The 12,490-nt window shown below is 52.1% G+C and carries 17 protein-coding genes; 16 read left to right on the top strand and 1 reads right to left on the bottom strand.

Annotation, left to right across the window (positions count from 1 at the left end):
- Position 1 precedes the first annotated feature (1 nt).
- The 11 genes from map to rpsI all read left to right on the top strand — a co-directional run bounded on the left by map (position 2) and on the right by rpsI (position 5,758).
- The gene (map, locus tag HRQ60_RS19670; RefSeq protein WP_172199151.1) at positions 2-754 is read left to right on the top strand and encodes a type I methionyl aminopeptidase; all 753 of its coding nucleotides are present in this window, start codon (positions 2-4) and stop codon (positions 752-754) included.
- Positions 755-763: 9 nt separating this feature from the next.
- Positions 764-1,072 carry a KOW domain-containing RNA-binding protein gene (locus HRQ60_RS19675; protein ID WP_172199154.1) on the top strand — a complete coding sequence of 103 codons (309 nt, stop codon included), beginning with the start codon at positions 764-766 and terminating at the stop codon, positions 1,070-1,072.
- 2 nt (positions 1,073-1,074) lie between these two features.
- Entirely contained in the window at positions 1,075-1,290 is a 216-nt protein-coding gene (gene infA / locus HRQ60_RS19680; protein ID WP_018978345.1) for a translation initiation factor IF-1, read from the top strand.
- A gap of 108 nt (positions 1,291-1,398) precedes the next feature.
- A complete protein-coding gene (rpmJ, locus tag HRQ60_RS19685) occupies positions 1,399-1,512 on the top strand; it encodes a 50S ribosomal protein L36 (RefSeq protein WP_026688601.1) in 114 nt (37 codons plus the stop codon).
- A 21-nt stretch (positions 1,513-1,533) separates the two neighbouring features.
- Positions 1,534-1,902, top strand: coding sequence for a 30S ribosomal protein S13 (gene rpsM / locus HRQ60_RS19690; RefSeq protein ID WP_172199157.1), 369 nt, complete (start codon positions 1,534-1,536; stop codon positions 1,900-1,902).
- 19 nt (positions 1,903-1,921) lie between these two features.
- Positions 1,922-2,317 carry a 30S ribosomal protein S11 gene (gene rpsK / locus HRQ60_RS19695; RefSeq protein ID WP_172199160.1) on the top strand — a complete coding sequence of 132 codons (396 nt, stop codon included), beginning with the start codon at positions 1,922-1,924 and terminating at the stop codon, positions 2,315-2,317.
- A gap of 70 nt (positions 2,318-2,387) precedes the next feature.
- Complete coding sequence (locus HRQ60_RS19700; RefSeq protein ID WP_172199163.1) at positions 2,388-3,332, top strand: DNA-directed RNA polymerase subunit alpha; 945 nt, start codon at positions 2,388-2,390, stop codon at positions 3,330-3,332.
- Between the two features lie 34 nt (positions 3,333-3,366).
- Entirely contained in the window at positions 3,367-3,732 is a 366-nt protein-coding gene (rplQ, locus tag HRQ60_RS19705) for a 50S ribosomal protein L17 (RefSeq protein WP_018978341.1), read from the top strand.
- Positions 3,733-3,864: 132 nt separating this feature from the next.
- Positions 3,865-4,650, top strand: coding sequence for a tRNA pseudouridine(38-40) synthase TruA (truA, locus tag HRQ60_RS19710; protein WP_172199166.1), 786 nt, complete (start codon positions 3,865-3,867; stop codon positions 4,648-4,650).
- Positions 4,651-4,908: 258 nt separating this feature from the next.
- Entirely contained in the window at positions 4,909-5,346 is a 438-nt protein-coding gene (gene rplM / locus HRQ60_RS19715) for a 50S ribosomal protein L13 (protein ID WP_172199169.1), read from the top strand.
- Between the two features lie 19 nt (positions 5,347-5,365).
- Positions 5,366-5,758, top strand: a complete 393-nt coding sequence (gene rpsI, locus HRQ60_RS19720) for a 30S ribosomal protein S9 (RefSeq protein WP_018978338.1) — start codon at positions 5,366-5,368, stop codon at positions 5,756-5,758.
- Between the two features lie 73 nt (positions 5,759-5,831).
- Here rpsI and HRQ60_RS19725 read toward each other — a convergent pair whose 3' ends face one another.
- Positions 5,832-7,586 (bottom strand): methyl-accepting chemotaxis protein, encoded by a 1,755-nt coding sequence (locus tag HRQ60_RS19725; protein ID WP_172199172.1) that lies wholly within the window; start codon positions 7,584-7,586, stop codon positions 5,832-5,834.
- Positions 7,587-7,865: 279 nt separating this feature from the next.
- Between HRQ60_RS19725 and HRQ60_RS19730 the strand changes: the two genes are divergently transcribed.
- The 5 genes from HRQ60_RS19730 (at position 7,866) to HRQ60_RS19750 (ending at position 12,029) form a co-directional block, all read left to right on the top strand.
- Positions 7,866-8,558 (top strand): phosphoadenylyl-sulfate reductase, encoded by a 693-nt coding sequence (locus HRQ60_RS19730; RefSeq protein WP_172199174.1) that lies wholly within the window; start codon positions 7,866-7,868, stop codon positions 8,556-8,558.
- Between the two features lie 54 nt (positions 8,559-8,612).
- The gene (gene sat / locus HRQ60_RS19735) at positions 8,613-9,776 is read left to right on the top strand and encodes a sulfate adenylyltransferase (protein ID WP_172199176.1); all 1,164 of its coding nucleotides are present in this window, start codon (positions 8,613-8,615) and stop codon (positions 9,774-9,776) included.
- A gap of 115 nt (positions 9,777-9,891) precedes the next feature.
- Positions 9,892-11,019, top strand: coding sequence for an Mrp/NBP35 family ATP-binding protein (locus tag HRQ60_RS19740; RefSeq protein ID WP_172199178.1), 1,128 nt, complete (start codon positions 9,892-9,894; stop codon positions 11,017-11,019).
- 49 nt (positions 11,020-11,068) lie between these two features.
- Positions 11,069-11,689: a stage II sporulation protein M gene (locus HRQ60_RS19745; protein ID WP_172199180.1), complete on the top strand. Its 621-nt coding sequence runs from the start codon at positions 11,069-11,071 to the stop codon at positions 11,687-11,689.
- A gap of 112 nt (positions 11,690-11,801) precedes the next feature.
- Positions 11,802-12,029: a hypothetical protein gene (locus HRQ60_RS19750; RefSeq protein ID WP_172199182.1), complete on the top strand. Its 228-nt coding sequence runs from the start codon at positions 11,802-11,804 to the stop codon at positions 12,027-12,029.
- The last annotated feature ends 461 nt before the right edge of the window (positions 12,030-12,490 follow it).

Consider the following 12,490-nt stretch of genomic DNA (forward strand, 5'->3'; position numbering starts at 1 on the left):
AATGATCATTTGCAAGTCCGAAACGGAGCTCGGCTTTATGAGAGAAGCGGGACGGATTGTGGCTGAGACTCACCGTGTGTTGGCAAAAGCGATCAAGCCGGGCGTTACGACGTCCGAACTTGATGCGCTGGCCGACGCAACCATCCGCAGCCAGGATGCGGTGCCGTCTTTCAAAGGCTATAATGGTTTTCCGGCCAGCATATGTGCGTCGGTCAACGACCAGCTGGTTCACGGATTCCCCAGCGAGCGCAAGCTTCGGGAAGGCGATATCGTCACTCTCGATATCGGCGCGCAGTACCGCGGTTATCACGGCGATTCCGCCTGGACCTACCCGGTAGGGCGAATTTCCGATCAAGCCCAGCGGCTGCTGGACGTTACGGAAGGCTCCCTGTACGCAGGACTGGCACTTATTAAGCCGGATGTGCGTCTGTTTACCATTTCGCATGCGATTCAGCGATACATCGAAGCATCCGGAATGTCGGTTGTTCGGGAATTCTCGGGTCACGGCATCGGCCGGAACCTGCATGAAGAACCGAATATACCGAACTACGGTATCGAAGGTCGCGGTCCCCAACTGAAACCCGGTATGGTGCTGGCTATCGAACCGATGGTCAACCTCGGCGGAAGACAAGTTCGGACGCTCGAGGATCAATGGACAGTCGTGACGGTCGACGGCTCGCTGTGTGCTCATTTCGAGCATACGGTGGCGGTCACCTCAAACGGATTGGAAATTTTCACAAAATTGAGCGCGTAGGTGATAAACTTGAAAAAGGAACATCCCCTGCAGATCGGTCAACTCGTGAAGATCCGGAAAGGCCGCGATGCGGGGCAGGCGGCGGTGGTTGTAAGGCTGGACGAAGAACAAGGGATTTGGATTGCGGACGGACACAAACGCAAGTTTGACCGCCCGAAGAAAAAAAACCGGCTTCATCTCGAGCCCCAGGCCACGATCAGCAGCGAAGTCGTAAACAGTTTGCAGGAGAGCGGCAGGGTTACGAATGCGAAGCTGCGTCATGCAGTGAACGTATTTCTGGAATCCGACGCACACAATGTTAAGCAGAAAGGAGAATGATTATGGCCAAGGAAGATGTCATTGAAATCGAAGGCGTGGTTATCGAACCACTGCCGAATGCGATGTTCAAGGTGGAACTCGAGAACGGTCATCAAATTCTCGCTCACGTTTCCGGTAAGCTGCGCATGCACTTTATCCGTATTCTGACGGGAGATAAAGTGGTCGTACAGTTATCGCCTTACGATCTGACTCGCGGCCGTATCACTTACCGCAAATAAGGATACGTCGCTTTTTGGATATACAACGTTCTGGTGCAGGGAACGCTTCCGGTCTGGCCGGCACGTTCCGGCACGATCAAACCGAATGCTTTTGAGGAGGTAATAATCATGAAGGTTAGACCGTCGGTCAAACCAATGTGCGAAAAATGCAAAGTCATTCGTCGCAAAGGAACTGTCATGGTAATCTGCGAAAATCCGAAACACAAACAAAAACAAGGATAAATTAGAAGGGGGTGTAGCGTAATGGCTCGTATTTCTGGTGTGGATTTACCACGTGACAAACGCGTTGAGATCGCCTTGACTTATATCTTCGGAATCGGTAGAACGACTTCCCAAAAACTCCTGAGCCAAACAGGAATCAGCTCCGAGACTCGTGTTCGCGATCTGACTGAGGATGAGGTAGGCAAGCTGCGTGAAGCGATTGACGCTGATGTAAAAGTAGAGGGCGATCTTCGCCGTGAAGTTTCTCTGAACATCAAACGTTTGATCGAGATCGGTTCTTACCGCGGTATCCGTCATCGTCGTGGGTTGCCCGTTCGTGGACAACGTACGAAGACGAATGCTCGTACTCGTAAAGGTCCTCGTCGTACTGTAGCGAACAAGAAGAAGTAAGAAAGGGGGATAACTGACAATGGCTAAACCGAAAAAAGTCGTACGTACGAAACGTCGCGACCGTAAAAATATCGAATCCGGCGTGGCACACATTCGTTCCACGTTTAACAATACGATCGTCACGATTACGGATCCGCACGGAAACGCGATCTCCTGGGCAAGCTCGGGCGGTCTCGGTTTCAGAGGTTCCCGTAAATCGACTCCATTCGCCGCTCAGCTTGCTGCCGAATCAGCTGCTAAAGCTGCAATGGAGCACGGCCTGAAAACCGTTGAAGTTATGGTTAAAGGTCCTGGCGCAGGCCGGGAAGCGGCTATCCGCTCCCTGCAAGCTACGGGTCTGGAAATCAACCTGATCAAGGACGTAACACCGGTTCCTCACAACGGATGCCGTCCTCCTAAGCGTCGCCGCGTATAGTAATCATAAGCATTGTGCATTCAGTATGCTTTGTTTCACGGAAGCGACGTTTTGAAGGAGGGGTATTGTAGTGATAGAAATCGAAAAGCCGAAAATCGAGACCGTCGAGATCAACGACGGAGGCACGTACGGTAAGTTTGTCGTTGAGCCTCTGGAACGTGGATACGGTACGACGCTTGGAAACTCGCTTCGTCGCATCCTGCTGTCGTCGCTTCCCGGCGCAGCGGTCAATTCGGTTCAAATCGACGGCGTTTTGCACGAGTTCTCGACGATCCCCGGCGTTACGGAAGACGTAACGGAAATCATTCTGAATCTGAAAGCTTTGTCGCTGAAGATTCATTCCGATGAAGAAAAGGTACTGGAAATCGACGCGGAAGGCGAAGGCCTGGTAACGGCTGGAGACATCCGCGCCGATAGTGATGTGGAGATCCTGAATCCGGATCTTCATATCGCCACTCTGGCACCGGGATCGAGATTGCATGTGCGCATCTTCGCAGGCCGTGGCCGCGGATATGTTCAATCCGTCAAAAACAAACGTGACGATCAGCCGATTGGTGTTATTCCGATCGATTCGATCTACACCCCGATTTCCCGCGTGAACTACGCGGTTGAAAATACGCGGGTCGGACAAGTCACAAACTACGACAAGCTCACTTTGGAAGTCTGGACCGATGGCAGCATTCGTCCAGAAGAAGCAGTAAGCCTTGGCGCCAAAATTTTGACCGAGCACGTGCTGCTCTTCGTAGGTCTGACCGACGAAGCCCGCGACGCGGAGATTATGGTCGAAAAAGAAGAAGACAAGAAAGAGAAAGTATTGGAAATGACGATCGAAGAACTCGATCTTTCCGTACGCTCTTACAACTGTCTGAAACGTGCCGGTATCAATACGGTACAAGAGCTGACTACGAAATCGGAAGAAGACATGATGAAAGTCCGCAACCTGGGCCGCAAGTCTTTGGAAGAAGTTCAAGAGAAGCTCGAAGAGCTGGGCCTCGGTCTTCGTCAAGAAGACTAAGAACGAAGAGCATGATGTAGAAGGAGGGAAAACAATGGCATACCAAAAGTTGGGACGTAACTCCAGCGCTCGTAAAGCACTGCTTCGCGACCTGGTAACCGACCTGTTCCTGTACGAGCGCATCGAAACAACGGAAGCGAAAGCAAAAGAAGCTCGCTCCGTTGCCGAGAAACTGATCACCCTTTCCAAACGCGGAGACCTGCATGCACGCCGTCAAGTGGCTGCATATGTTCGTCGCGAAACGATCGACGGTGAACAGGATGCAATCCAAAAACTGTTCGCAGATCTGGCACCGCGCTACGCGGACCGTCCGGGCGGATACACACGTATCCTTAAACTGGGACCACGCCGCGGAGACGCAGCGCCTATGGTTTACCTGGAACTGGTTGACCGCGCCTAGTTAGCCGCCGGTTAAACCGTTTATGGCAGGGGTAACCCTGCCTGCGGGATTCCGAGAAACGTATGCCGCCTGTCCAAGGCGGCAGAGCCGTTTCTTTTTTTTTGAACTTCGAAGAGATATGGAGGCGATTCCTTGCGCAATTTGTGCATGACCGTCGCCTACGACGGCACGAATTACAATGGATTTCAGACGCAGCCGATCGGCAGCACCGTTCAGGACGAGCTGGAAGCATCTATCTTGTCTCTGACGGGTGACAAGCCCAAGATCATTGCTTCGGGCCGTACGGACGCCGGTGTGCATGCCTATGCCCAAGTATTCAACTTTCATACGACTTCGCAGATCCCCGCGGATCGCTGGCCGCTCGCGCTTAATGCCCGACTGCCGCAGGATATCGTCGTGACCCGCTCCTGGGAAGTTTCGCCGGAATTCAATTCCCGTCATGCGGCCAAGCGCAAAACGTATCGCTATACGATTAACGCCAACCGCCATCCGGACGTATTCCAGCGGCATATGCAGTTTCATCATCCGGCTCCCCGGCTCGATATCGGGGCGATGGAAGAAGCGCTGCAGCATCTGGTAGGCACGTACGACTTCACGTCGTTCGCCTCCACGCAATCCCAGAAAGCGGATCACGTACGGACGCTGCTCGAAGCGCATATCGAGGTGGATGCCAGTACCTGCCGGCCGGGAACGGTCGATCAGGGCTTCATTCACATTTTCCTGACCGGTACCGGGTTTTTGCAGCATATGGTCCGCATTATTACGGGAACGCTGCTTCAAGTGGGAGAAGGCAAGCGTAAACCCGATGAGATGAAGAACATTTTGCTGGCTTGCGACCGTGCAGCGGCAGGACCGACCGCGGTGGGGAAAGGCCTCGCGCTGTGGAATGTCGATTATGGCGATCTGCTGCCCGAGTAACCGAAAGTTCTTTTGAGAATCGTTTCAAAATCTATTGCAGTTTGAGTAAGGATCATGTAGAATAAAAGTTGTGTTTTCTTGAAGGCTTCCCACGGCCCCCAATCAAGAAAAACGCGTAGAATCAACCGATTTTAACTTTTACTATCCATGATCGCAAATATACATCGTTCCGGCAGCCCCGGATCTTAGCCCGGCGGCATGGAACGTTTTGACACCGAAAATGAATTTATTGCAAAGATTAGAAGGAGGAACTTATTCATGCGTACTACCTACATGGCTAAGCCGAGCGAAGTTGAGCGCAACTGGCATATCATCGACGCCGAAGGCAAAACGCTGGGCCGTCTGGCTAGCGAAGCAGCTGCCCTCATCCGCGGCAAGCACAAAGTCCAATTCACTCCACACGTTGACGGCGGCGATTTCGTTGTTGTAATCAACGTAGAGAAGATTCACCTGACAGGCAACAAACTGCAGGACAAGAAGTACTATCGTCACTCGATGCACCCGGGCGGTCTGAAAGTAACAAGCGCGGGCGAAATGATCAAAAACAAACCTGAACGGATCCTGGAACTCGCCGTAGCCGGCATGCTTCCTAAGACTCGTATGGGCGACAGAATGAAACTCAGACTCAAAGCGTATGCCGGAGCAGAGCATCCACATGCAGCCCAAAAACCGGAAGTTTACGAACTTCGCGGCTAAATAAAAGGAGGACCCTTTCATGGCAACTGTACAATACTATGGGACTGGTCGTCGTAAACATTCGGTAGCACGTGTTCGTCTCGTACCGGGTGAAGGACGCATCGTCATCAACAAACGTGAAATCGACGAATACTTCGGTCTGGAGACGCTCAAACTGATCGTCAACCAACCGCTGAACCTGACTGAAACGATTGGCAAGTACGATGTAATCGTACTCGCACACGGCGGCGGCACTTCGGGCCAAGCCGGCGCAATCCGTCACGGTATCTCGCGCGCTCTGCTCAAAGCAGATCCTGAGCTGCGCGGTTCGCTGAAAAAAGCGGGCTTCCTGACTCGTGACCCACGTATGAAGGAACGCAAAAAGTACGGCCTCAAAGCCGCACGTCGCGCTCCACAGTTCTCGAAACGTTAAGAGATTTCTCTTATTACCCAAACAGCCTGCTTCCGATATCGGAGGCAGGCTGTTTTTTTTGTTTTCCTGGGACTTACAATTCGAATTTGGCAATCGTTTTTTCAAGACTGGAGCTGCTTTGTTCGAGATGTTTGGTAGTGTCCGAGATTGCTTTGGAAGCTTCCAACTGCTGGACCGCCAACTGCTGCAGAGAGTCGCTGTAATCGGAAGCCGCTTTGGAAGTTCGGGAAATCTCCTGAATGGAAGAAGAGACTTCTTCGGAACCGGCAAGAATTTCTTCGGCAGAAGCCGAAAGTTCCTCCATGTGAAGAGCGATTTCGTTAAACCGGACAACGTTATGTTCGAACAACTGGCCGACTCGAGTCGAAAGCTCGCTGCTTTTTCTTATCTCGGCACTTTCTTCATTCATCCGTTCTCCGATCGTCGAAGTTTCCCGACCGATCTTGGTCAGCAGCCCGGCAACATGGGAAGCGGAGGTCGAAGACAACCCGGCAAGCTTGCGAATCTCTCCGGCCACTATGGCGAACCCGGCGCCTTCTTCTCCGGCTCTGGCGGCTTCGATCGAAGCATTCAGGGCCAGGAGGTTAGTTTGGTCGGCGATGCTTGTGATAGCCTGCAGTACAGGTTCGATCTCTTTCATGTAATCATGAAGCGTTTCGACGGAAGCTGTCGTATGTGCGACGAGCTTCGACATTTCTGTAATTTGCCGCTGCAGGCTGTCCATCGAAGTTTTGCCCTGCACAGCAGCTTCCAGCACTTCCGTAGAAACGGAGGACACGTTGGCTGAGGAATGCGTAACGCGTTCGATAGCGGAAGTAATTTCCTGCATTGAGCGAGCAGACTCTTCGGCACCTGCGTATTGACTTCGGGCTTCCAGAGCCAAAGTGCCGGCGGATTCATTCAGCTGATGGTTCATATGCAGCAGCAGATTCGCCTCCGAAGTAAAACGCTGCGAAGATTGAACCAGGGTCTGTGTCGTATGCTGCATATCGCGCATCACATAGCCAAGGGTTACTCCGAGCCGAGCACTCATTTTGACCATGGCTTCATAGGTTTGACCGATTTCGTCTTTGGAAGGTTTGCCTACAGCGCTTAATACCTGATTGGCTCGTCCGATTTCTCCGGCGGCTATCGCCTGCGCTCCCTGCACGATGAAGCTCAAAGGCCGCAGCGCCCGGTAAAGGAACCAAGCAATGACAGCAAAAACAATCAACGTTAGAGCCCCCATCAGCAGATAGAACAAAAAGCTGCTGTCGATAAACTGCTTGGAGATTTGATTGGCTACGGCCACGTCGGTGTCGATTCCCAAAATACCGATCACGGTGCCGCCGGCATTGCGCAGAGGGACATAGGAAGAGATGTAGCTCCCGTAGTCGGGATGAACGAGTATGCCGGTTTTGGCCGCATTGCCTTTGAGCAGCTCTTCGATCGCTTCATCGGGAATATCCGTGACTTCCCCGATCGGCGAAGCGGTCTGCGAATCCGCAGGCTGTCCGTCGATAATCAGAATAGGCTGTTTGCTGGAATCGATACGGACCGTATACACATACATAGCTCCGATTTCCGTTCGATACCGGTCCAGTTTTTCACGCAGCTGCCAATACTGTTCGTTCTCCTGGGTGTCGGATAAATAGTCTTCGTATTCCTTTACGTCAAACTGGGTAACAAACGCTTCGGCCATTTTCAGGTTAAAGCTGCTGATCGTGTACTCGCTCGCTTTTTTGACGTTTTCATTTTGCATGTAGACGAATACCGAGAACAGCACCGCCAGTACAAGAAGAATGACCAACGCCAACTTGAAGGCAAGTTTTTTAGTAAGAATTGACATGAGTTCCATCTCTCTGATTTCTCTGTGTTCATTGTACTATGGCTGCATTTATTTGATAGGGGCCCAAAAGTTTTTGTCATTTTGAAATAAAGAATTGATTGTTGCCGCGTAAAGTTTTATACTTATAAATAATTCAGATTAGAATAGTTGGTTTTACCCGTTAACGTACTGATTTGCCCGTAGATGTACGTCCTGTCCGGCTTCCTTCTTCTTATCTGCTGCCGCACGGGCGCTTCAATCCTTATTCAATTTGCCATTCAGAGATGGAGGGTTTTTAAGATGAACTTATTGGAAAAAGAAGAATTCGCACGTGTAAAAGCCGAAGAGCTGGAACAGCTGAGCGCGGAAGAAGTAATCCGTTTCGCCGCGCAGCAGTATACAAGTTTGACGTTTGCCTGCAGCTTTGGGGCGGAAGATGTAGTAATTGTCGATATGCTGCAGCATGTCAGTCCTTCTACGGATATTTTCTATCTCGATACGGACTTTCATTTCCAAGAAACCTACGAGACGAGAGACCGCATGGCAGACCGCTACGGTCTGGAGTTTGTCCGGGTCTCTCCGCTGCTGACGCCTGGGGAACAAGCTGTGAAGCATGCTCCCGAGCTGTGGACGTCCGATCCGAACCTCTGCTGCAATATCCGCAAGGTGGAACCGCTGACCCGCAATCTGTCACGCTACGAGGCTTGGATTACCGGAATCCGCCGCGATCAGGCTCCAACCCGTGCCAACTCCAAAAAGGTCGAGTACGACTACAAGTTTGGTCTGATGAAATTCAATCCGCTTGCGGACTGGACCAGTGAAGACGTCTGGAAATATATCCGTGACAACGATGTGATCTATAACCCGCTGCACGACCGCAATTTCCCGAGCATCGGCTGCGAGCAGTGCACCCGCCAGGTTATGCCTGGCGAAGATCCGCGCGCGGGACGTTGGGCCGGCAATGACAAGACGGAATGCGGACTGCATAAGTAAGGCATAAGACCGAATTCCGTACTCTACCATCCGATAAAGGAGCGACTCCCCATTATGACTGCCATCAAGCCGCACGGCGGCACGTTGATCAACCGTCTCGCCGAAGGTGCGGAACGCGATACTCTTTTGGAAGAAGCGAAAAGCCTGCGTCAAATCCCGATCAACACATGGGTGCTGTCCGACCTCGATCTGATCGCGGTAGGCGCATTCTCCCCATTGACCGGATTCCTGAATGAAGAAGATTACCAAAGTGTGGTCCAGCGGATGAGATTGGCGGATGGCACGGTATGGAGTATTCCGATCACGCTGCCGCTCGAAGGGGCGGACGCCGCGCTTCAGGGAGAACGTGTGGCACTGATTGGGGAGAATGACGGTATCGTGTACGCCATCCTGGACGTGGAGAGCGTCTACACGATCGATCGCAAGCAGGAAGCGGTCAATGTGTTCAAGACGGACGATCCCGAGCATCCTGGCGTGAAAAAGCTTTTTGAGCGTCCGGTAGAGCGGATCGGCGGATCGGTACGTGTGCTCAATCGTCCGCAGCCGGAACGGTTTAACGAGTTTTACTTTGACCCTTCGGAGACGCGGCGTCTGTTTGCGGAAAAAGGCTGGAAGTCGGTTGTAGGCTTCCAGACCCGCAATCCGGTACACCGCGCGCACGAGTATATCCAGAAGTCGGCGCTTGAGACGGTAGATGCGCTGTTCCTGAATCCGCTCGTGGGCGAGACCAAATCGGACGACGTGCCCGCCGATATCCGGATGCGCAGTTATCTGGTTCTGCTGGAGAACTATTATCCGTCTGCGCGGACGTTTCTGGGCGTCTTCCCCGCGGCCATGCGATATGCGGGACCCCGGGAAGCCATTTTCCATGCGATTGTCCGTAAAAACTATGGCTGCACCCACTTTATCGTCGGACGCGACCATGCGGGAGTCGGCGATTACTACGGCACCTATGAGGCACAGGAGATCTTCTCGAACTTCGAACCCGAGGAACTGGAGATCACGCCGCTCTTTTTCGAACACAGCTTCTTCTGCACGCACTGCGGGAATATGGCGACAAGCAAGACCTGCCCGCATGGGAAGGAAAAGCATCTGACCCTGTCGGGGACCAAAGTGCGCGCCCTGCTGCGTAACGGGGAATGCCCGCCGCCGGAGTTCACCCGTCCCGAAGTGGCGGAGGTGCTGATTGAAGGCATGCGGGAACGGGCAGTGAAGTAGGCAGCACCCATTTTGAACACCGGATCGTTTTCCTTGCGGGGAAGCGGTCCGGTGTTTTCGTTTCATGTATAATAAGAACAGATTTCCTTTACGGGTAAAAGAGAGGATGAACAGGATGGTAACAAGAGAAGAAGTTGTGGAAGCGCTTGAAGCGGTCATGGATCCGGTTTACCGTGTACGATTATCCGACCTGCGATTGATTCGCGACGTCGTGATTCGGGAAGGGCGGGTATCGCTGAGCGTGGTATGCCTGGATAGCGAAGAAGAGAACCGTCAGGGGATCGAAAGGCAGATTCGTTCCGTGCTGCAGTCGCTCGAAGTGGAAGAAGTCCATATCCGCTTCAAGGAAGCGACGGAGTTGGAGAAAGAGCGCAGCCGTGCCATCATCGAAGACAGCCGGATCGATCGGGACGAGCAGGAAGAAGACGACGATCCGGTACTGGTCAAAGGCCATGCGGCGGGATTGGAAAATCTGCCGATTCTGAGCCCCGACTCTCCGACCGTATTCATCTCTATCGCCAGCGGCAAAGGTGGAGTAGGCAAGTCGACGGTCGCCGTCAATCTGGCTGTGGCGCTCGCGCGTGCAGGCAAAAAGGTCGGTTTGATCGATGCGGACATTTACGGCTTCAGTGTTCCGGATATGATGGGCATCGAAGAAGGGCCGGAAGTCGTGGACGGACTGCTGCGGCCGGTCGAACGTTTTGGAGTCAAAGTGATCTCGATGGGCTTCTTTATCCGCGAAAACAATCCGGTTGTATGGCGAGGCCCTCTCCTGGGACGGATGCTGAGACAATTCTTTGAAGAAACCGAGTGGGGAGAGATCGATTACATGCTGCTGGATCTTCCTCCCGGTACGGGGGATATCGCGCTGGACGTCCATCAGATGCTGCCTCAGAGCAAACAGATCATCGTGACGACCCCTCACGGTACAGCGGCCTTTGTCGCGGCGAGAGCGGGCGCTATGGCGCTTCAGACCGGACATGAGATTTTGGGCGTTGTGGAAAATATGGCGTATTACGAGAAAAACGGAGAACGGGACTATGTATTCGGCCGCGGGGGCGGGGGGCGTCTTGCGGAGACTCTGCATACCGAACTGCTGGCCCAGATTCCGCTCGGCGTACCGGACAACCATGTCTCGGAACCCGACTTCTCTCCTTCGGTTTATAAAAAAGAAACGATAGCCGGGGGCATGTACGACGAAGTGGCGCAGGCGGTTATCCGAAAAAGCGGCAAGTCGCAGTAAGTCAGCTGCGCGCAGCAAGGGGTAGTCGCCTCACAGGAGGAGGGAACGGATGAAGATTCTGTCGTTCAGGCGTTTTATCAAAGGTCTGGCAGAGAACAAAGGGTATATGCTGGTAGCGTCCGCTTTGTTTATTGTGGCGATCGCTTTGGGCACGCTCAATGCGGACGGACTGCAGCGTCTGCTGATGTCCCAGTTGGAAGGCCTGAAAGGAGTCGTAGGAACTCTCGAAGATTCGGAGCATGTAGAGCTGAGCTTCTTTACTTTTATATTTCTGAACAATGCGATCAAGTCTCTGCTTGTCATACTCCTGGGTGCTTTTTTCGGACTGGTCCCGCTTGTATTCCTTCTTCTTAACGGAATGGTGTTGGGTTTTGTCGTAGGACTCGCGAACGAGCAGGGACAAAACGTGATGGAATTGATCTTCCTGGGACTGCTTCCTCACGGGATCATCGAACTTCCGGCCATCGTGATTGCCTGCGCGTACGGACTCAAATTCGGCGGGTTGGTACTGGGAAGCTTGTTCAGCCTCGGAGCGGACAAAAGAGAACGACTGGGAGCACGCTGGGAGCACGGAATGAGACAAATGCTGAACGCCGCTATTTGGATCGTTATCCTCTTATTCGCAGCTGCGATTATCGAAAGTACGCTTACCTATCACCTCCTTCGCTAGTTTTGTAAAGTTTTAACGGGCGAAGAGTTATCCCTGCTCCGTTTTGGGTTAAATCAAAGTTGAAATAGCAATTCAATTTTGAGAAAGACCGGAAGCGGAAGGAGGGACTTAAATGCTTGGCATGATGTTCAATGAAATGGAATGCAAAGAATACGCTTATGTACTGCGCAAGGAGCTGGACGAGATGTTATTCGATCTTGGCGACAAGCGTTTGGATAAAAATATGCGTCAGGCGATCTCAAAACGATACCAGACGATTTTTCGGATGTACGCGAGAGTAGCCCCTGCCAAAGAGCTTTCCAAATATGCACGAGATAAAAGACACGGCGGAGAAAGATAACCTTTCTGCAAGCACTTATTAAAGAAACGGAAAGCGGTCGGAACGTTCCGAACCGCTTTTGCTGTATAAGGGACTATGGCGTATTCAAAACCCGGAAATCATTTTTGAAAAGGTATTGACTTGCTATGTTGCTGTGTGATAAATTATTAAACGGCTCTTCGAGAGAAGATCATCACAGCCAACCGGCAAATAAGCACTGAAAAAGAATTCAAAAAAAGTGCTTGACGAACTACTTGCCGCTGTGATAGGATATAAAAGTCGCCGCTGAGAAACACAGCGCCGAACGAAAGAAACCAAATAAACGAGTTTGTTCCTTGAAAACTGAACAGTAAGTGAGTCGCGATGATGCAGATCATCGTGAGAATAAAGGTTCTTGAGCAATCAAGAATCGCCACGTTTTAACGAGCACATGGTGCTTTCTTTAAAAAGCGAAGATCGAGAGATTGCTTCGTCCAAATGAG

Source organism: Saccharibacillus qingshengii, assembly GCF_013185195.1.
GTDB lineage: Bacteria > Bacillota > Bacilli > Paenibacillales > Paenibacillaceae > Saccharibacillus > Saccharibacillus qingshengii.